The sequence below is a fragment of the Pontiella sulfatireligans genome (assembly GCF_900890705.1).
Classification (GTDB): domain Bacteria; phylum Verrucomicrobiota; class Kiritimatiellia; order Kiritimatiellales; family Pontiellaceae; genus Pontiella; species Pontiella sulfatireligans.
On the sequence record NZ_CAAHFH010000001.1, the window covers coordinates 3,707,753 to 3,727,846 of the forward strand.

The window sequence follows — 20,094 nt, forward strand, 5'->3', positions numbered from 1 at the left end:
CTTTTCGGAGATTAATCATACCGGCACCCCTTTCTTCCCAAATTCACGCATAAAACATGCGTACGAAAGCGTCGAATATCAACTGAAACTGATAAGAAATCGATTTTCAAACAATGACCGCTCCGGCCTGTCGTATCCGCAAGAAGAAGATGGACGGCGAATATCTCTCCGCCTTCACCGTCGGCGATCAGCTCCTCTGGGGCGCGGCCGAACCGCTCCGCCGGATGCTCCGCATCCGCTTGAGAGGTAGTGGATCGTAGACGCGGCTTCCAGCCGCGTTGCACACGAACAGCTCAGTCGTAACGAAGCAAGATGCTTCGTCTACATTAAAAAACCCCCGCGATGCAGATCGCGGGGTTTTTATTGTAGCCGGGGGTCATCGACCCCGGCCCTGTCTAGCGGGGTCACCGCCCCCGCCTACAGCTTATACACCATGAAGGGTGGATTTAAAGGGCTGAACCAAAGCGTCAAGATTTGCCTCAACTGCTCCGGCAATCTTTAGTGTCTTATCAGCTGTCACCGTTCCGACCTTCGCAATCGGCAGGCCAGCAAACAACGCTTCCAGCTCAGCGGCTTTTTCAGGAGCAACGGACACCACAAAGCGGCTGTTGGATTCGGAGAAGAGCGCGGTGGAGGAATCAACGCCCAAACCACTGAGATCCACATCCGCGCCGAGCTGTCCGCCAATGGTGGTCAGCGCCAGCGAAACGGCGAGGCCACCCTTGCTTGGCGTCGTCGCGGACTTCAGCAGACCGGCATCCGTGGCCTTGTTCATCGCCGCATAGATTTTCAGCGCCTTGTCTGCATCAACCGCCGGAACGGTTCCGCCATAGTTCATCGGAACGCCCTGCTCTTCAGCCAGCAGGCGGTAGTACGCCGAAGCACCGAGCTCATCTTTGGTTTCGCCGATGACATAGATCACATCGCCGGCATCTTTCAACGGCATGGTGACCGCTTTTTTGACGTCGTCGATCTGGCCAATGGAAGAAACCAAAAGCGTCGGAGGAATCGAAATTTTCTTCCCCCCCCGTGAGGAGTCGTTCTTGCAGGAGTCTTTACCCGAGACCGCCGGGGTTTTGTAGGCGGTGGTGAGATCGTAGAGTGCTTTATTCGAGCGGACGAGCTGCGCCATCTTATATGCGCCGTCGGGGGTCTTGTCCGATTCAACCGGATCCGGCCAGCAATAGTTGTCGAGAATCGCAATGCGGTTCATGTCGCCGCCGACAGCGATGACACGCCGGACCGCTTCGTCGATCACGGAGGTGGTCATGTCGTAGGTATCGATATCGGAATACCACGGATTGATGCCTTCAGCCAGCACCGCGCCGCGGTCGTTGTTGTATTCCACACGCATAACGGTGGCGTCGGAAGGCACATCGGAGTTAACACCGACGTAGGGCTTCACAACCGAGAGGCCTTTCACCTCGCCGTCATAGATGCGGCTCTTGTATTCGCGCGAGCAAAGGTTGAGGTCGCCCATCAGCTTCGTCAGGGTTTCAGAATAGTCGGCTTTGGCTTCAACGGCCGGCGCTTCAACAACCGGCTTCTTCCACGTGCCGGGCATGACGAGTGTCGGGCAGCCGGTTTCGTAGAGGAAGTCCATATCGAGGCTGGCGATTACCTTGCCGTCCTGTTTGACGGTGAAATATCCGCTGTCGTTGTAGGTACCCATAAAGGCTACCTCTACGTCGCGTTGTTTCGCTAATGCTTCAAACTTTTCGCGGCACTCGGGCTGTACGGCCAGCGTCATGCGCTCCTGTGCTTCGGAAACCAAAACTTCCCAAGGCTGGAGGCCTTCATATTTCAGCGGCGCGCCGGCGAGATCGCATTCGCATCCGCCGGAATATTTGCCCATTTCGCCGAACGAACAAGAAATGCCGCCCGCGCCGTTGTCGGTGATGCAGCGGAAGAGGCCGAGGTCGCGCGCTTCGAGGATAAATTCGTAGAGCTTGCGCTGGGTCAGCGGGTCGCCGATCTGCACGGCCTGCGCCGGCGATTCGGTGCGGAGCTCTTCGGAAGAGAAGGTCGCGCCGTGGATTCCGTCCTTGCCGATACGGCCGCCGCACATGACGGTCCAGTCGCCGATTTCAATCTCTTTGCGCTCGGATGGTCCGCCGGTGACCGTTACGGGAATGGTGCCCATCGTGCCGCAGTAGACGAGCGGCTTGCCGAGGAAACGTTCGTCGAAACATTCGAAGCCGCGGCTGTAGGGGATGCCAGACTCGTTGCCGCCGGCAATGACGCCTTCGTGGACGCCGTCGCGGATACGACGCGGGTGCATCAAGCCTTCGGGAATGGCCTTGTCGTAAAACGGCGAGCCAAGGCAGTAGCCCCAGACGTTGGAAACCAGCGCCGCGCCCATGCCGGTGCCGAGCGGGTCGCGGTTGACGCCGACGATGCCGGTCATGGAGCCGCCGAACGGATCGAGAGCCGACGGCGAGTTGTGGGTTTCCACTTTGTAGACGAGGTGGATGTCTTCGTTGAATTTCACGATGCCGGCGTTGTCGGTGAAAACCGAGATCAGCCAATCGATCGACTCTTCAATCTTTTTGGTGGAGGCCTTGACGTAGGTTTTATAGAGCGAGTGGATTGTCTCTTCTTCGCCGGTCTCTTCATCCTTGTAGTTGATCGTTCCGGCAAACACCTTGTGCGAGCAGTGCTCCGACCAAGTTTGGGCAATACACTCGAGCTCAATATCAGTCGGCCATTCGGGCAGGTCGAGCTCGGCACGGTGCGCTTTCACGTCGTCGCGCAGGTAGTGGTTGCGGATCGTGTGCATCTCTTCGAGCGAGAGCGACAGAATGCCCTCGGAGGAAATCTTCATCAGCGCCGCGTCGTCGTCCGGCAACTCGACAACGTTGACCTTGATTTCGGGGTGGTCGTCAAAGATCGGCGCGGAGACGTCCGGCGCAGTGGCCTGCCATTCGGCCGCCGAGAAGACAGCGATGGTCTGAATCAAGGTATTGGCCAGCAGGTCTTTGCCGAGACGATCAACGTCGGCGCGGGAAAGGTCGCCGGAGAGGAAATACTGCATGCAGGTGTAGACCTGCTCTTCCCATTCGAGTTCGCGGCCAACGATGTCCTTCAGGGCGCCGCGGGCGGTGCGGCCAATGTTGTCGGTTACGCCGGGCTTGAAGCCGATTTCGAGCATCCAGTCAAAGTTTACAGGGGCTGGAAGACGATCCATGGCGGATTCGGCCACGACCGGGTCGGCAAAGGTTTTCTGCACCACGGCGGCGGTGTCGGCATCGATGCTAGCGACGACTTTATAGACGTCGCGCGTGCGGCATTCGTCAATCGCCATTTTCAGGGCGCCCTCCGCCCGATGGATCACGCCGCGTCCGCGCGCATCCGGCACGCCGTCTTTTAAACCAATTTCAATGCGATAAATCATAGCCAACTCCACCTAACAGGTTCTTTTTCAAGTAAAACGGGGACAATAGCCATAAAGCCGAACGGGTTAAACCAAGAACAGCGGGAAAATGAAAACCCCGCCGGAACCGACGGGGTTATTCTATTTTCCACTCTTAGGAAACGGTTATTGAACCGGCATTGCGCCGGGCATTCCCTGCGGAGCGCCGCCCTGCTGCATTTGCTGCATTTGCTGCATCTGCATCATCATGATCATTTGGCCGTATTTGGCGATCAGGTCGCCCGGCACGTTAACGCTCCACATAGCGAGGCCGTCCTGCTTGAATCCGGCCGAAGTGAGCGGCGAGGCGCCTTTGAGCGTGGCCGCCATCTGGGTCAACGGGTTTGCCGGCCCTGCGGGCATTATCGAGGCCGCGAATTCCATGTAGCTGGCCACATCGTAGTCTAAGTAGTAAAAGCCGCCTTCCGGATATACCGAGCGCGCCTTCAGCGGCTGCGCGACGGCTGAGCCGTCTTTCACGCGGTCCATCAGATCCTCAACCTTGGTGGTTCCCATGGCATAGAACATCACTCCGTCAGCGATCGCCAAGTCGTAGGACATGTTGGAAAGGCCCATGGTCTCGAACGGCGCACGCTGCTCTTCGGGCATGCTCGCCAGATCCATGTTGACCGTGAACTGGTGAATGTTCACGCCCTTGTACTCGCGGACATTTTCCTGGAACTTCATGCCCATCGGCATGCCGAGGTTTTCATAAAGCTTCAAGAAAGAAGCCATGTCCTTTTCCATCGTCCGGAAGAGGTCCATTGCGGCCTTCTCGTCTTTGACTTCCATCAGATAGTTGACGCTGAAGCCACCGTCGCCACCAAAACCGACACTCTCGCAGAAGGTCCCGCCATAGATGCCCATCCACTTTTTCATATTGTCGAGCAGGCCGACCATATCGATGTCTTTCAGCTTCATTTCCTTGACCAGCTGCTCCGTCTCACCGACAAAGAACGCCGCAAGCGCATCGGGATTGCCCATGGTGCAATCGAGCAGCATCGTGCCGCCGCCCAGCAGGCCTGCCTGGATTTTGGGATTGGGCTCGTTCACCTGCGGGGCGTTCATCAACGCCGCCAGCCGGGTTCCCGCTTTTGGAGCATAGGTTTTGCTGATGCGGAGCGAGCCGTTCTCGGGCGCAAGAACCAACTCGGCCACTTCGCATTGGCTTGCAATGGAGAGCAGCACGCGGAGCTCGCCTTCGAGGATCTTGGTGGTGTTCGCCACCGTGTTTGTATCCATGCCGGGCGACTGCATCAGGCCGGCGCCCATCATCATGGGCATCATTTGGAGCATGCCCTGAATCTGCTCGCCGTTTTTCGCCACGATGGCGGCGGGCTGTGCGGCCACCCGAAGCGTGGGGCTGCGCTTGACCAGCAGCTGTTTTTGAACGGAACCGGCGAGAGCGATGCCTTTTGCCACTTGCTCTGGCGCTTTACCGATAACCAGCAGCCCGTTCTCATATTTTGACTGCATGCCTTTCGAGGCAACGGCAGCGCCGTAGGCCGCCGATTGGGCTTCGCCCACTTCAATGACGACAAAAGCATTGGTCATATCCAGAGCAACGACAGCAAGCCCCTTTCCGGGAGCAATGCCCGCAAGGCTGGGATCGCCCAGCTGCATGCCAAGCATGCTCTTGAGCATCATGCCGTTCATCATCGGCGAGGCCTGCGCGGCAATGCTGCCGACACCGTCGATCAAGCCGTGCAGGTCTGAAACCGTAACGGACAGCATGGCCTCCGGCATCACCACCGGTTTTTCTATCGCTGGAGCGGCCTGCAGCACGCTGGTAAGCGACAGACTGATTGTTGCCGCAAGACAGGTTGTTTTAATCCATTTCATTTTTCTCTCCTTGGGTTGAAACACATCGTTGCACCTCGGCCCGCCCTATTCCATTACAACCACGCTAAGCGTTTGTAAGGCACACGCCGGCAGGCAAGCAAGGCGGGGAGTTTTGCACGCACGTCTCCATGCAGCAAAGAAATTTAATGGAATTATGCGCCCACGGACCGCGGACCGGAACCGCCTAGAAGTTGCTTTCCACCATCGGACGGTAGGTCAGGTCGTGAACGACCACATCGTCCGGCGCGGTGATGCAATGCACAATCATCTTTGCGGCCGAATCGGCTGCAAGGTATTCCGAACGCTCCTCGGGGCGGAAATCGGTGTCGGTGCCGCCGGGATAGACGGCCGTCGCCTTCACATTCACTTCGCGCGCCTCCTTAATGAGGCATTTGGTGAATCCCATAAGGCCGTACTTCATCGTGCTGTAGATCGAATAGTTGGGCTGCGAGGTTTTGGCGATGGTGCTGACCACGTTGACGATGTGCCCGCTTTTGCGTTCGCCCATATCCTTCAGCGCTTCGCGACTGAGCAGCATCGGGGCGCGCAGATTAACCGCATATTGCAGTTCCCAGTCGCCCAGCTCAATTTCGGTGACCGGCGCCTTGCGGTGGTTCAGGCCGGCGTTGTTGATCAGAATATCCACCCGACCCAACGCCGCCTTCGCCTGCTCGAAGATGCCGACGACCTGCTCTGGATCGGAAAGGTCGGCGACCGCGCCCAGACAGCCGGTCTCCGCTTTGAGCGCTTCGAGCAAGGTTGAATCGCGCCCGGTTCCAAACACTGAATATCCAAGCGCGTTCAGCTGCTTCACCAATTCGCGGCCGATGCCGCGCGTTGCGCCAGTGATTAAAACCGAGCGGTTCATGATTAGTCTCTCCGCGGCTTGCGTCCGCCGGGATGGCCCTGACGACCGCCGCCGGGACGCCCGCCCTGCCGGCCGCCGCCTTGTCCGCCGCCTTGTCCGCTGGCAGAACGAATGCTGACCTGCCGGCCATCCAGCTGAAGATTGCTCAGCCCTTGTTGAATGGCGGCGGAAGCTTCCTTGGAAACTTCAAAGAACGAAGAGTCCCGGCCGAGGTCGATCGCGCCGATCTGGTTCGACTTGACGCCGCAGTTTTCGCAAACCAGACGGACAATCGCGCCGGCATTCACTTTATGAACGCGGCCGACGTTGATTGAAAAACGCTTGGTGTCGTACGCTTCCATCCGGCGGTTGCGCTTCGAATTATCGGAACGCTGCTGCCCGGCCTGACGTTCGCGCTGCGGGCGCGGCTTGACGTTGATGTCGTCGGCATTGCGGTAGTACTCAAGAAAATGGTTGAACTCAATCGCCACGAAACGCTTGATGATTTCCTTCTTATCGAGATGGCAAAGCGCCTCGTAGACCGGCGGGAGGTAATCCTTGATTTCCTCTTCGTTGACTTTGCATTCCACCACGCGGTGAATCAGCGCCAGCAGCTGGTTTTCGCAGATGGCTTTGGCATCGGGCACCTTTTCGAGGGCGATCTTAATGTTGTTGCGACGCTCAAGTTCAACGATCCGGCGGCGCTCATGCATGTTGACCAGCGCAATCGAAACGCCGGATTTCCCGGCGCGGGCCGTACGGCCGCTGCGGTGCGTGTAGGCGGCGATCTCGTCGGACAGTTTATAGTGGATAACGTGCGTGATGTCATCGACGTCGATGCCTCGGGCAGCCACGTCGGTCGCCACCAGAATCGTGATGTTTTTCTGGCGGAACTTGCGCATCACCGCGTCGCGCTGGGCCTGCGAAAGATCGCCATGCAAGGAATCGGCCATGTAGCCGTCCTGAATCAGCTTTTCCGCCACCGTCTGGGTTTCGGCACGGGTGCGGCAAAAGATCAAGCCATAGATTTCGGGCAGGAAGTCGAGAATGCGCTTAACGGCCGGATAGCGGTCTTTTTCATGCACCATAAAGCAGAGGTGCTGAATGTTCGCGGCCGATTCGTTGCGGCCGCCCACAGAAACTTCCACCGGGTCGGTCTGGTAGTTCTGCGCAATGTGCGCCACGCCCTTGGCCATGGTGGCAGAAAAGAGCCAGGTCACGCGTTCTTCCGGCATTTTGCCGAGAATCTTGTCGAGCTCTTCTTTAAAGCCCATGTTGAGCATTTCGTCGGCTTCGTCGAGCACGACCATGGAAATCTGGTCAACCTTCACGGCTCTGCGCTCAATCAGATCCATCAAACGGCCGGGGGTGGCCACGATGATTTGCGCGCCGCGCTTCAGGTCCCTGATCTGGGTGGTGATCGGCGAACCGCCATAAACCGCCACCACTCTCAGGGCGGCGCGATGCTTGGAATATTTCTTCAAATCCTCGGCAATCTGCAGGCACAGCTCACGGGTCGGGCAAAGGATGACGCCCTGCGGAACAGCCAGATCGGCGTCGATGCGCTCCAAGAGCGGCAGTCCAAACGCGGCGGTCTTTCCAGTTCCGGTGGAAGCTAGGCCAACAAAGTCGCGCTTGCCCTCGAGCAGGATCGGAATCGCCTGCTCCTGAATCGGGGTCGGGGTTTCAAATCCAAGGGCTTGAATCGATTGGAGTGTTTCGGGGCTAAGCCCCATTTCGGTGAATTTCATATGTCCTCTCACAAATGGAAGACGGACTTCGCCCCGCCCAACCGGACGGTGCGGAGGACGCTCCTCCAAAATTAACAGGGCGTCGATCCCGCGCCCATCGCAAGAGTTTAGCCCCGAATCAGCGGATTCCAATAGCTTGGTTCCGCAAAACGAACGGGCATGTATACGCGTATCTGAAACAGATGCAACCTGTTAATCAGAAATAATTGTTCCGCGAAAAGTCCAACTGAAGACGGCCTCCCAATCAAAATGCGTAGCTGGCAGAGAGCGACACAACGTGGGTGGCGGTCTTAAATTTTCCCTCTAAGGGATAGATGCTTCCCATGTCTACGGTCTTGGCCCAGAGATGGGCATAGGCGGCGTCAACGCCGAGGCGGCCGTTGGCCCAGCCAACGCCGCCGGTGACCATCTGCCGGTTCGAGCCGGGAAGCTCCGGGGCGCGGGTTGTCCCCGGGACCGGCGACTCATCCCAGACATAGCCGGCACGCAGCGCCAACTGTTCGCCCAAGGCATATTCGCCACCGGCGCGGATGCTCCAAACGTCGTCCCAGTCTTTCGGCGCAGACTGGGTTCCGGCCGCGGTCTTGACGGCGAGCTCGTCATATACGCTCCATTCCGTCCAAACCACGTTCAGCTCCAGCGTAAGATTCTTGATGGAGGTGTTGGCCAAGCCCGCCGTGAAGGAGGAAGGCAGGGTGATTTCGGCGGAGGCGTCGAGCGCGTGGTTGATCTCGCCGGTGAGTTTGAGATCGACCTTTGATTGGTAGCGCGCGCCCAGCGCCCAATGGTCCAGCGCCTGAAAACGAACGGATGCCGTACCGCCGGGAGCGGTGTCGTCGCCTTCGAGACTGCTGCCGGTCCAATCTTCGGAGAGCGGTTGGATATAGTAAAAGTGCGGGACGGTGCGCCTGTTCATGAAGACTTCCCGCCGGTGTCGATGGCATAGAGGTAGCGCTTTACCTTTTGGGTGCTGGTCTTCTCGAACTCCTCGAAGCGCACCTCGATTTTGCGCGGACGCTTATAGTCGGAAAGCGCTGAAAGCTGCAGGCGAACATCCTCGCGCACCCGCTCTTCGATCTGCGCATCGCTGAGCCGCTGGCCTTCGCGGTCCTCCACGGCGTCGAACACAGCGATATTGGGCACAACAATCAGGCCGACGCGTTCGCCCGCGCTGTCGCCGGGTTCGCAATAGCCCAGCGACAGGCACTCCAAAACATATTCGGAATTCATCGCCTGCAGCTCCACTTCCTCGGGATAGATGTTCTTGCCCTCGCGGTTGACGATCATGCTTTTCTTTCGGCCGCTGATGACGAGATAGCCTTTTTCATCAAAGTGCCCTAGATCGCCGGTGTGGTACCAGCCGTCGACGAGCACCTTAGCGGTTTCTTCCGGATTATTGTGGTAGCCCTGCATCACGTTATCGCCACGCGCAACGATTTCACCGATGCCCTCGGCATTCGGATCCGCAATCTTGATTTCCACGCCGGCAATCGGAAGGCCGACGGTTCCAACCCGCGGCCCTGCGGGCGGGTTGACGGAGAGCACCGGAGCGGTTTCGGTGATTCCGTATCCTTCCACAATGGTGAAGCCGAGCTTGCTCCAGGCCTCCAGCGTAGCCGGGCTGATCGGCGCGCCGCCGGACACAATCAGGCGGAGCGCACCGCCAAGGCCTTCCTTGATTTTGTCGCCAATAAGTTTCGCCAATCCAAAACGGTACATCAAGGTGGCACTGGCATTGTCGCGGATGCCGTCGAGCATGCGCATGAGCATTTTTTCCAGCAGCAGCGGCACGGCAAGCAGTACGGTGGGCTTGCACTCTTCCATGTCGGGCTTGAGGGTCTTCAGGCTTTGCACCAAGCTGATCTGGCACCGGGTGCGCACCGATACGAGCATGATGCAGGTGAAGGCAAACGAATGGTGCAGAGGCAGCACCAGCATGAGGTTGTCGTTCCGGACAAACCCCACCGCGCTGAGCATGCCTTCAACGTTCGAGAGGAAATTACGGTGGGTCAGCACCGCCCCCTTCTGGCGCCCAGTCGTGCCGGAAGTGTAGATAAACGAGGCCGGTGAATCGGCTTCGGGCCCCATCCGGTCAAAGGCGCGCTCCGGCGCAAGGGCATCCGCCGAAACGTCCTGCCATAGTGCGGTGTAGTCGTACACGGCGGCGCCGTCGCTGGCCGGAGGCGACTCGCCGCCGCAATCCAGCGCCACAATCGCCCGCAGACGATGGAGGCTTTGAACCATTTCGGGATCAAACACGGCCAAACGCGCCGAACAAAAAACGGCCGACACGCCGCAGTCGTGGAAAATATGCGCCACTTCCTGCTCGCGGAGCTTGGCATCCACCGGAACCGCCACGGCTCCAATACCGATGATTCCGTAGTAGATCTCGAACCATTCCGGCGTATTTTCACGGAAGATCGCCACACGGTCGCCTTTTTGAATGCCTAGGCGAAGCAGCATCTCCGCCACATGCCAAGCGCGTTCGCGCAAGGCTCCGAAACCGATGGTGTTCCACGCGCCCCCGCGTTTAAACTTCAACGCCACGTTATCCGGACTGTCGTCTGCCGCCGCGTTCAGGAAATCCTTGATGGTCATGGCTTCATCCTCCTCAAAAGCAACGGGATTTTGCCACAGAAATCTCCCGCGGACAAATATTTTTTCCACCCTCGGAAAAAGCCGGCTCTACCCAGTACAGCCATCGCTGCGAGATGGCCCCGCACTCAGCCGGCTCGCAGCCCCGGCTCTACTATCACTACTCGAAGCTCCACCCTTTGGAGGCAAAGACGTCGTCGAACAGCTTTGGGGCAATGGGCCGTCCGGCGCGGGTAAGCACGCCGGTCACTTGCGCTTCAAGCACGGTTTTGCCGTCGGATTTGCGGAGGATCGTCTGGTCGAAGACAAAGCGGATGCGCCCCTGCTTGTGCATGCCGAGCTTGACGATGAGTTCATCGCGCGGTTTCAGCGACAGCTTGTAGTCGAGTTCGATGCGGGTGACGACGGCGTCGATGCCGTCTTGGCAGAGCTGCGCGAAGTCGAGGCCGACCTCGTGGAGGAATTCATGGCGGGCATGTTCGAGATAGTTTTGATAGACGGCGTTGTTGACGATGCCCTGAAGGTCGCATTCGTAGTCGCGCACCATCATTTCGGTTTCAAACACGCATTCCATTACTGACTTCCCTTATGCTTGCGGTTGGCGCCCTGCACGGAACGGTGGAAACGGCTCAGCTTTTTGTCCTGGTCGCGCTTGTCGAGCGCGGATTGCTCGTGGCGCGCCGCCTCTTTCATCAGGCGGACAAAGTTGTTGTAGCGGGCCTCGGGAAGTTCGTTGCGTTCGACGGCCGCGGTGACGGCGCAGCCGAGCGTGCCGACATGCGAGCAGTCGTTGAAGCGGCATTGGGAGGCCAGCGCAGTGATGTCGTCGAAGGTTTCGCCGATGCCTTCGGTCACATCCATGTTGCCGAGTTCGCGCATGCCGGGGGTATCGACCACGAGGGCGCCGTTTTTGAGGGTGATGAGCTCGCGCCAAGTGGTGGAGTGTACGCCTTTGCCGTCGCTCTCGCGGACCGGCAGGGTGAACAGACAGTCCTCTTCTCCGAGCAGGCTGTTAAGCAGCGAGGTCTTGCCCACGCCGGAGGTGCCGATAATGCAGTAGGTGTGGCCCGGCTCGAAAAGCGCGGTCACTTCATCCAGGCCGTATTGATCGACGTTGCTGAAGGCAAACAGGCGGACGCCGGGCATGCGGGTCCTCACTTCGTCCATCTTTTGCTCCAGCTCTTCCGCAGAAAGCAGATCGCTCTTGCTCAGCAGCACGACCGGCTCGATGCCGCTTTCGTTAACCATGACCAAATACCGCTCCAACCGCGGGAGGTTGTAGCCGAGGCCGACGGTCTGCATGATGAAGGCGGTGTCGATGTTGGCGGCGATAAGCTGGTAGCGGTTGGTGCGCCCGGCGGTCTTGCGCTTGAGCTCGGACTGCCGCTTGAGCACGCGGTGAATGCGCCCGAAATCCTCGTCGTCAAAATTCTTGACCAAAACCCAGTCGCCGACGGTGGGATAGTCGAGCTTGGACTTGGCCTGATGGCGCAGGCGGCCGGTGGTTTTGGCCGGGCGGGTTTCTTCGCCGTCGGACACCTCGCACTCGCCTTTGTGGACGGCGGTGATGCGTGCAACCTTCAGTTCCGACTCCGTTGCCGGATCGATCTGCTCGCTAAACCATGCGCTGTAGCCAAACTCCTCAAGTGTCATGCAATCTTCCCGTTTTCAATGATTGCAAATGATTAGCACGAATCAAGACGACGGCAAACGCATAAACGCAACAGGATTCGCGGATACACCTCTACCTCGGCGGCGTCCGCGCCGCTTTAAAACAAAGCCGGTTCCCCGTCGATCGATCATCGATGTGCTAGGTAGCAACAATTCGCGGCGCTATTTCCACGACAACATCGTCGCCGTAATAGGCCTTGGCTTTTTTTGCAAGCCTGAACAGCACATCATCAAGGGTGTCGCCTCCAGCTGGTTCAAGACCTGGCAGGCAACCTAGGAAATGCTGGGGCTGATCCTCCCGGATGAATCCCTCTGAAAGCTGCATTCCGTCGATCGGGCGTACGACGACTTCTTCATCTATGCCATAGTTTCTCATTACTCTCGCCTCTAGAAGCTGTATAGACCCGGAACAGGGCGCGCGCAACCTATTTTAGCGACTCATTATTGCACCATGAAAAAGACCCCGAAAAACCCGCGTTTTTCATAAAACATGCCACTGACAAGCACGCCCGTTAATATTTCAGATTGGCTCCGAAGTCTGGAACCACGCCACCCTTTGCGAGCGCCGTCCACGCCTCCAGCTTATCGCTATGCCGTCCCCAAAAGAGGGCGCAGAGTTCGAAATATTCAACTACAACCTCGGTTTCGCCCTTTTCGAGCAGCGCCTTGGCCAGCGTCATGTTGGGGCCGAAGCTATTGAGCTGGGGCGAGCCCTTGGTTTTTCCCGAGGCGATCAGGCGGCGTTTGGCTTCCTCCACATCGCCCTCTTCCAGCGCGACGAGCCCCAGCACCATGTTGCCGTGGTGGACATTGTTTCCTGAGTTCCAGTCGATTCCCGGCGAGCCGAGCATCTTCTGGGCATATTGCTTCGCCTTGGCGTAATCCCCCGCCGCGGCCGCGGCCTGGGCCATGTCCTTCAACTGATAGTTTTTTCCCATCCCGTTCGACCGCTCGTAGGCGATCTCCAGCTGCTCGAGCTCCCGCCGGGCGGAGGCCGCCGGATCGGCGCCGCGCTCCAGCGAATAAAGCTGGCCAAGCTTCTTGGGCCATTCCGGATTCTTAGGATCGATCACTGCCGCTTTTTTCAGGAACTTTTCAGCCAACGCGTGGTCCGCCTGCAAGAAATAAGCTGAGGCATTCCCCAAAATAAGCGCATTTTCCGGCTGGGCCTCGATCTGCTTCAGCCAAGCGGCGCGCCCGGCGGCATAGGCGGCCCCATCCAAGAACTCGTTCATTTGGCCGTAGGGCATGGCATGGATGTCGTCTTCCGGTGCGTGCTCGATGATCCACAACACCTGTCGCTGCCTCGCCGGTTTTTCGTTCGGATGCTGATGCTGACGCATCCAATAGTAGCCCAGCAGCTTCTTGCGCCCGACGAGGTCGTCCGGCCGTTCAACGAGCGCCCTTTCCAGTTGCTCCACCTCGGACGCAGTCAGCTTCTGCCCCACCTTAATAATCTCGTAGCTGTCCATTCGTCCTCCCATGCAAACCATCGCCGCCCCGAAGCAAACGATGCCGATTGTTTTTTTCATGCCGTAACTCCTATTTTAACTTGGGTTTATTGACCTCGGCCCCTTTAATGACCCGGTCGAAGCTGTCCGGCGAAGCACAACACCAAACCAACCCCTTTCCCGAAACCCCTCATGCCGTCCCCTACGTTTAGCCAATAGGAAAGAGATACATGGTATTCAATTCGTTGGAAAGCCAAGAGCGCCCTCATTTGATTGTCCAGCCCACCATGTCAAGCGGCGTCGTATAAATGGAATCAACCGGAGAACACAAGGTATGAAAATGAATAAAAGAAGCATGATTGCCCTGATTGCCCTGTCCAGCATGGTCGTCGCCGTTCAAGCCGACAACGACGGGAAAAAACCCCATAAGAAGGAAAAAGCAGCACAGGCCAAGATTCAAAAGAAAAAGGCGGCCGAAAAGACCGTCTGCGCGAAATGCCTCGAGCGCGCCGAAAAAGAGCAAGTCAAACGCAAGGCCATGGCTCAGAAAAAACAGCGCGACATGCTTAAGCGGTTCGACATGGACAACGACGGCAAACTATCCCTTCAAGAGAAGCAATCCATGCAGACGAAGCTCATGGCCGAACGAGCCCGTACAGAGCAGATGCAACTCAGCGAAAAGCACCGCACAGAAAAGATCCTGCTGACCGAAAGCCAAAAGAAGCGCCAGGCTTTGCTGAAAAAGAAGCAACTCGAAGAACGCAAAAGTGAAATGAAGCGCGAAAAAGCCGCGCCGAAAAAGGCCGAAGACAAACAGCCGGTTAAAAAGAAAAAGCCGGAGAAAAAGAAACAACCCCAAAAGAAAAAGGCGGAAGCCAAATAGGCGCGAAGCCATCTCGAATGCGAAAGCCCGTTTCCAACTCTTGGAAGCGGGCTTTTCAACGCTCGGGAAACACGCTAAGTTTTTGATCCATTTAAGGAGCCATCGCCATGGAGCAGATTAAAGCCGCCATTCGCAACATTCCCGATTTCCCAAAACCGGGCATCCAGTTCAAGGACATCACCTCACTGCTCGCCGACGGCGAACTCTTCCACCGCACCATCGACCTGCTTGCCGCGCGCCTATGCCCCGGCCCCGGCGCACCTGCCTCGTGCGCAAGCCCAGCAAGCCGCCCCACGCCGGCCACCGGCAAACCTACGACCTCGAATACGGCACCGACGCCGTTGAGATCCACACCGACGCTTTCAAACCCGGCCAAAAAATCCTGATTCTCGACGACGTGCTCGCCAACGAGCACCCGTCAGCATCTGCTGAGAAATAGCCCTAGGGCCGTTCTTGGAAAGAATCTGCCAGCTGCGTTTAGAATTGGAGGCATTTGCGAGAGCATTAATATGCTTGTTTAACATTGTTTAGAGAGAGCTCAGCTCCTATATTACGGAATAAGTCTTGCCCGGCCGGTATGCCAAGCATACAACGCCAGGGAAACAGAAATCAATTAGGGAGAAAAAGTATGAAGCGAATCAATCTTGCACTGTTGCTCGGATCAAGCCTTATCTTGCTGAGCGGTTGCATGGCACCGAAAACATTTGTCAGAACAATGGAACCCACTTGGGCCAGCGTGGAAATCCGTTCCGACGAGAGCTACGACAAGGCCTGGGCCGCAGTGGTCGACACCCTCGTAAAGCGGTTCGACATGGAAGTGCTGTCCAAAGAAGACGGCTATGCCAGAACCTCCTGGCTCTACACCTGGACCGGCAAGGTCAACGAAAGCTACCGCGTGCGCGTTACCGTCAAGTTTAATCCGGAGCGGACCAAATGCGAAATTAAGTCGGAAGCGGAATTCGGAGGCGCCGGCAACTGGGTAATGGGCTATGACTCGCGCCTGCTCTCCACCATAAAAACCGACGTCATGGGCAACATCGGACGCACAACACGGTAAGGAGAACAACAATGAAAACAAAACTGCTATCTGCGGTTCTGGCCGCAATCTGCATTGGAGCTTTGTCTGGATGCGTTTCCAAATCGCCTCGTTCTTTTTCGTCGTCGCAGAGCCCATCATGGGTGTTGCTGGAACTTCGCGAGGATCTTCAATACGACGATGCTTGGGGTCGGGTGGTCGATCTCGTGGTCACGCAATTCGAGCTCGATGTGGCGATGAAGGAAGAGGGCTATCTCCGAACCGAGTGGCTCTACACGTGGTCAGGGAACTACCTCTCGAACTACCGCGTACGGATGACTATCAAGTTTTCGCCGGATCATAAGAATCTGAAGTTCCGCACCGAAGCCCAGTATCTGGAAGATGAAAACTGGGTGGTCGGCACCGACTCGCGTCTAATGTCCACCCTCAAGACCGATCTCATGGGCACGATCGGAAGAACCACTCGCTAATAATGACCCTAACCGCTGCGCCGTTTGGCGCAGCGGTTCACCTATTCCTTCCGCCCCCATCCATTCCATTGAAGTCTACGCCATGGAAGAAATCATAGCCGCCATCCGCAACATTCCCGATTTCCCAAAACCGGGCATTCAGTTCAAAGACATCACCCCCCTGCTCGCCGACGGTCGCCTATTCCACCGCACCATCGACCTGCTGGCCGCGCGCCACGCCGATCAGGGCATCGACATCGTGGTTGGGATCGAGGCGCGGGGCTTTATCTTTTCCTCCGCGCTCGCCTATGCCCTTGGCGCCGGCACCTGCCTGGTCCGCAAACCCGGCAAGCTGCCCCACGCCGTCCACCAGCAAACCTACGACCTCGAGTACGGCACCGACGCCGTCGAAATCCACACCGACGCTTTCAAGCCCGGCCAAAAAATCCTGATTCTCGACGACGTGCTCGCCACCGGCGGCACCGTCGCCGCCACGGTAGAGCTGATCCGAAGCAACTTTGAGGTCGAGATCGTCGAAATCGACTTTCTGATGGAGCTGGAATTCCTGCATGGACGCGAAAAGCTGGCCGGCCTTCCGATGCATGCGCTGATCCAATATTAGCGGGCTATTGAAAATAGTTCCTTTTTTAACTCAACTATATATGACCATCATGGTCATATATCAGTAATAGTAGAAAAGGAGCTGTACGATGAAACATGCCGTAGCCGTATTAATTGGAATCTCTATCGCCTTGGGAGCCGTCGCCGAAACCTTCACGGTCGACACGGGCCATGCTGGAATCAGTTTTTCAGTAAAGCACTTGATGGTCAGCAACGCCAAGGGATCGTTCAACACCTTTGAGGGGACGCTCGACTATGACATCGCCGCCAAAACCCTGAAATCGGTCGAGGGCTCGATCGAAGTCGCCAGTATCGACACCAACAACGACAAACGCGACGACCATCTGAAGAAGGACGACTTCTTCAATGTGGCCAAATTCCCAAAGATCACCTTCAAGAGCACCTCCGTTAAAAAAACCGGCGACAACGCGTTCGATGTATCCGGCAAGCTGAATGTGCTCGGAGTTGATCACGACGTCGTCCTGCCCGTAACCATCAATGGCCCGGTCGACGGCAAGCGCGGCGGAAAGCTGATGGGCATTGAATGCGAAACCACGCTCAGCCGCGTCGATCTGGGAATCGGTAAACCCTCGGCCTCCTCCATCGGCAAAGAGGTCAAGGTCAGCATTTCCGCCGAAGCCGGCCACAAATAATTTTCCTAGCACCACCCCAAACAACTAAACGCCCGCCCGATCTCCTTGGGCGGGCGTTTTTCATTGACGCACAGGACGGTTTGACCAAATCATAGCGCAGTACGTAAAACGGAGAAAACCCATGCCCGACTACACCTACACCCCGACCATCCAGCACAGCGGCGACACCACCCCCTACCGCCTTCTCACCACCGACGGCGTCCGTGTCGAGCAATTCAACGGCAAGGACGTACTCGTCGTCGAAGCCGAAGCGCTCGAACGCCTCGCCTACGAAGCCTTTGCCGACGTCTCCTTTTTCCTGCGCCCCGGCCACATGCAGCAGGTCGCCAAGATCCTCGACGATCCCGAGGCCAGTGAAAACGATCTCTTCGTTGCCCGTTGCTTTTTGGAAAACTCCGTCATCGCCGCCATCGGCGAGCTGCCCACCTGCCAGGACACCGGCACCGCCATCGTTGTCGGCACCAAGGGCGCTCAGGTCTGGACCGACTTCGACGAAAAGGAAGCCTTCTCCAACGGCGTCTACCGCTGCTTCCAGGAATTCAACCTGCGCTATTCCCAAATCGCGCCGCTCGACATGTTTTCCGAAAAGAACACCGGCAACAACCTGCCCGCGCAGGTCGACATCTATGCCGGCAAAGGCGACGAATACGAACTGATGTTTGTCGCCAAAGGCGGCGGCTCCGCCAACAAGTCCTACCTCTTCCAAAAAACCAAAGCGCTGCTGACCGAGGACGGCCTTACGGAATTCCTCAAGGCCGAGCTCTTCAATATTGGCACCGCCGCCTGCCCGCCCTACCACTTTGCCGTCGTTATTGGCGGCACCTCCGCCGAAGCCACGATGAAATACGTCAAGCTCGCCTCCACCGGCGCGCTCGACGACCTGCCGACAACCGGCGACGCCTCCGGCCGCGCCTTCCGCGATCTCGAATGGGAGGAAAAGATTCTGCAAATGGCGCAGAACTCCAAAATCGGCGCGCAGTTTGGCGGCAAATATTTTTGCCACGACGTCCGCGTTGTCCGCATGCCCCGCCACGCCGCCTCCTGCCCCGTCGGCCTCGGCGTCTCCTGCTCTGCCGACCGAAACATTAAGGCCAAGATCACCCGCGACGGCGTCTTCCTCGAACAGCTCGAACACGACCCCGCCAAATATGCGCCCGCCAACCTCGGTAAACTCGAAGACGAAGCGCCGGTTATCGACCTCAACCGGCCGATGGAAGAAATCCTCGCCGACCTGTCGCAATATTCCGTCTGCACCCGAGTTCGCCTCAACGGCACGCTCATCGTTGCGCGCGATATCGCCCACGCCAAGATCCAGGAAATGCTTGACCGCGGCGAGCCGATGCCCGACTACTTCAAAAACCACCCCGTCTACTACGCCGGCCCGGCCAAATGCCCCAAAGGCAAACCCTCCGGCTCATTCGGCCCCACCACCGCCCAGCGCATGGACCCCTACGTCGAACCCTTCCAGGCGCACCGCGGCTCCATGGTCATGCTCGCCAAAGGCAACCGCACGCAGGCCGTCACCGACTCCTGCACCAAACACGGCGGTTTCTACCTCGGCTCCGTCGGTGGCCCCGCCGCCCTCCTCGCCGAAAAGAATATCCTAAAAGTCGAGATCGTCGACATGGAAGAGCTCGGCATGGAAGCCGTCCGCAAGATTGAAGTAGTCGACTTCCCCGCCGTCATCATCGTAGACGACAAAGGCCACGACTTCTTTGCGGATATTTTGCAGGGGAAGTAGGATTGGGAACGAAAGCATGCCGCCCCCAAATAAAATCCAAATTAATAATAGAAACACATACGTTACTATTCGACGTATGAATTAAGGGAATATTGCGAAGGTAACAGCTGCCCATTCGACGAATAGTTCAATGGACTTGATGCTGCAGTGGCAGCACGGATCGACATGTTCGTCCGTCGAATGGAGCAAGGAAACCTTGGTGACTCCAAACCGGTGAGCGACGGAGTACAAGAGCTGCGGATGCACTTCGCTGCGGGATACCGGATCTACTATGGCCGGGATGGCGATACGATCATCATCCTGCTCGGTGGCGGATCGAAACGAAAACAATCCGCCGATATTGCCGCCGCAAAGAAACGCTGGGCGGCATACAGGAAAGGAAAATAAAGCGATGGCACTGACAAAAAGCTACAAAGAAACGGTATTGACACGGCTTAAAGCGGAACCTGAATTCAGGAAGGCCATTTATGCGGAAGCGATCAACGCCTTGCTGGAAGGCGAACAAACCATCGCCCGGTCGATGTTGCGCGATCTCGTGCATGCATCAATCACGTTTAAACGGCTGGCCGAGGAAACCGGCATAAGCGAAAAATCGCTCCACCGAATGCTAGGCCAAAACGGCAATCCAACGATGCAGAACATCGGAAAAATCCTGCAATCCATTCAGCAGGACCTGGGGTATGTTCCAAATGTCACCGTAAACGCGGCATGATCGAAGCCGTCCGCAAGATTAAAGTAGAAGACTTCCTCGCCGTCATCATAGTAGACGACAAAGGCCACGACTTCTTTGCGGATATTTTGCAGGGGAAGTCATAGGCACGCTCCAGTCAAAACATTGTTTTATAGGACTAACCCGAATGGCGCTAAGTCAAGCATAACTACCAGCCTCTCAGGGAGCAGGCGGGACGCCTGCGGTACAACTCGTGCCATCGCCATCCCAGCGGCTTCGGAGCCCGCCGGAGACGGGCGATGCGGCAACCGTATCGCAGGCGTCCCGCCTGCTCCACGCGCAGTGCCCGGCAGGTCGGAACACTCGCCCCCCCCCTAATGGGTGGGAGGTTAAGCATTTTGATGCTGAGTTGCGGCCAACCGCTACGCACCGATAAATGAACGTTGCAACTCCTCTTCTGAAGAGGGAACAG

The 20,094-nt window shown here is 57.4% G+C and carries 17 protein-coding genes and 4 pseudogenes; 11 read left to right on the forward strand and 10 right to left on the reverse strand.

Features of this window, described 5'->3' with window-relative positions:
• Positions 1 to 110 precede the first annotated feature (110 nt).
• Positions 111 to 260 (forward strand): annotated as a pseudogene (locus SCARR_RS13190) (aspartate-semialdehyde dehydrogenase); the annotation flags it as partial.
• A 164-nt stretch (positions 261 to 424) separates the two neighbouring features.
• Here the strand turns inward: SCARR_RS13190 and SCARR_RS13195 are convergent.
• From SCARR_RS13195 to SCARR_RS13240, 10 genes are all read right to left on the reverse strand, one after another.
• Complete coding sequence (locus SCARR_RS13195; RefSeq protein ID WP_136062033.1) at positions 425 to 3,394, reverse strand: AIR synthase-related protein; 2,970 nt, start codon at positions 3,392 to 3,394, stop codon at positions 425 to 427.
• A gap of 144 nt (positions 3,395 to 3,538) precedes the next feature.
• On the reverse strand, positions 3,539 to 5,254 hold the full coding sequence (locus SCARR_RS13200) for a hypothetical protein (protein ID WP_136062034.1): 1,716 nt from the start codon (positions 5,252 to 5,254) through the stop codon (positions 3,539 to 3,541).
• A gap of 184 nt (positions 5,255 to 5,438) precedes the next feature.
• Positions 5,439 to 6,122 (reverse strand): SDR family oxidoreductase, encoded by a 684-nt coding sequence (locus tag SCARR_RS13205; protein ID WP_136062035.1) that lies wholly within the window; start codon positions 6,120 to 6,122, stop codon positions 5,439 to 5,441.
• 2 nt (positions 6,123 to 6,124) lie between these two features.
• Positions 6,125 to 7,852, reverse strand: a complete 1,728-nt coding sequence (locus SCARR_RS13210; RefSeq protein WP_136062036.1) for a DEAD/DEAH box helicase — start codon at positions 7,850 to 7,852, stop codon at positions 6,125 to 6,127.
• A 244-nt stretch (positions 7,853 to 8,096) separates the two neighbouring features.
• On the reverse strand, positions 8,097 to 8,768 hold the full coding sequence (locus SCARR_RS13215; protein WP_136062037.1) for an OmpP1/FadL family transporter: 672 nt from the start codon (positions 8,766 to 8,768) through the stop codon (positions 8,097 to 8,099).
• Positions 8,765 to 10,450 (reverse strand): AMP-dependent synthetase/ligase, encoded by a 1,686-nt coding sequence (locus SCARR_RS13220; RefSeq protein WP_136062038.1) that lies wholly within the window; start codon positions 10,448 to 10,450, stop codon positions 8,765 to 8,767. Before SCARR_RS13220 ends, SCARR_RS13215 begins: the two co-directional genes overlap by 4 nt.
• 157 nt (positions 10,451 to 10,607) lie before the next feature.
• Complete coding sequence (locus SCARR_RS13225) at positions 10,608 to 11,021, reverse strand: acyl-CoA thioesterase (protein WP_136062039.1); 414 nt, start codon at positions 11,019 to 11,021, stop codon at positions 10,608 to 10,610.
• A complete protein-coding gene (gene rsgA, locus SCARR_RS13230) occupies positions 11,021 to 12,100 on the reverse strand; it encodes a ribosome small subunit-dependent GTPase A (RefSeq protein ID WP_136062040.1) in 1,080 nt (359 codons plus the stop codon). Before rsgA ends, SCARR_RS13225 begins: the two co-directional genes overlap by 1 nt.
• A gap of 157 nt (positions 12,101 to 12,257) precedes the next feature.
• On the reverse strand, positions 12,258 to 12,494 hold the full coding sequence (locus tag SCARR_RS13235; RefSeq protein WP_136062041.1) for a hypothetical protein: 237 nt from the start codon (positions 12,492 to 12,494) through the stop codon (positions 12,258 to 12,260).
• 136 nt (positions 12,495 to 12,630) lie between these two features.
• The gene (locus SCARR_RS13240) at positions 12,631 to 13,650 is read right to left on the reverse strand and encodes an RNA polymerase subunit sigma-24 (RefSeq protein WP_136062042.1); all 1,020 of its coding nucleotides are present in this window, start codon (positions 13,648 to 13,650) and stop codon (positions 12,631 to 12,633) included.
• A gap of 259 nt (positions 13,651 to 13,909) precedes the next feature.
• Between SCARR_RS13240 and SCARR_RS13245 the strand changes: the two genes are divergently transcribed.
• From SCARR_RS13245 to SCARR_RS29290, 10 genes and pseudogenes are all read left to right on the forward strand, one after another.
• Positions 13,910 to 14,452, forward strand: coding sequence for a hypothetical protein (locus SCARR_RS13245; RefSeq protein WP_136062043.1), 543 nt, complete (start codon positions 13,910 to 13,912; stop codon positions 14,450 to 14,452).
• A gap of 107 nt (positions 14,453 to 14,559) precedes the next feature.
• Positions 14,560 to 14,858: pseudogene (locus SCARR_RS29080) on the forward strand (adenine phosphoribosyltransferase); the annotation flags it as partial.
• A gap of 222 nt (positions 14,859 to 15,080) precedes the next feature.
• The gene (locus tag SCARR_RS13255; protein WP_136062045.1) at positions 15,081 to 15,509 is read left to right on the forward strand and encodes a hypothetical protein; all 429 of its coding nucleotides are present in this window, start codon (positions 15,081 to 15,083) and stop codon (positions 15,507 to 15,509) included.
• Between the two features lie 11 nt (positions 15,510 to 15,520).
• Positions 15,521 to 15,958, forward strand: a complete 438-nt coding sequence (locus SCARR_RS13260; RefSeq protein WP_136062046.1) for a hypothetical protein — start codon at positions 15,521 to 15,523, stop codon at positions 15,956 to 15,958.
• An 82-nt stretch (positions 15,959 to 16,040) separates the two neighbouring features.
• Positions 16,041 to 16,559 (forward strand): adenine phosphoribosyltransferase, encoded by a 519-nt coding sequence (locus SCARR_RS13265; RefSeq protein WP_136062047.1) that lies wholly within the window; start codon positions 16,041 to 16,043, stop codon positions 16,557 to 16,559.
• 88 nt (positions 16,560 to 16,647) lie between these two features.
• Positions 16,648 to 17,211, forward strand: a complete 564-nt coding sequence (locus tag SCARR_RS13270; RefSeq protein ID WP_136062048.1) for a YceI family protein — start codon at positions 16,648 to 16,650, stop codon at positions 17,209 to 17,211.
• A gap of 121 nt (positions 17,212 to 17,332) precedes the next feature.
• A complete protein-coding gene (locus SCARR_RS13275; RefSeq protein ID WP_136062049.1) occupies positions 17,333 to 18,952 on the forward strand; it encodes a FumA C-terminus/TtdB family hydratase beta subunit in 1,620 nt (539 codons plus the stop codon).
• Between the two features lie 138 nt (positions 18,953 to 19,090).
• Positions 19,091 to 19,339 (forward strand): annotated as a pseudogene (locus SCARR_RS13280) (type II toxin-antitoxin system RelE/ParE family toxin); the annotation flags it as partial.
• Between the two features lie 4 nt (positions 19,340 to 19,343).
• On the forward strand, positions 19,344 to 19,664 hold the full coding sequence (locus SCARR_RS13285) for a helix-turn-helix domain-containing transcriptional regulator (RefSeq protein WP_136062051.1): 321 nt from the start codon (positions 19,344 to 19,346) through the stop codon (positions 19,662 to 19,664).
• Positions 19,664 to 19,768, forward strand: a pseudogene (locus SCARR_RS29290) (fumarate hydratase C-terminal domain-containing protein); the annotation flags it as partial. The gene SCARR_RS13285 and the pseudogene SCARR_RS29290, both read left to right, overlap by 1 nt.
• Between the last annotated feature and the right edge of the window lie 326 nt (positions 19,769 to 20,094).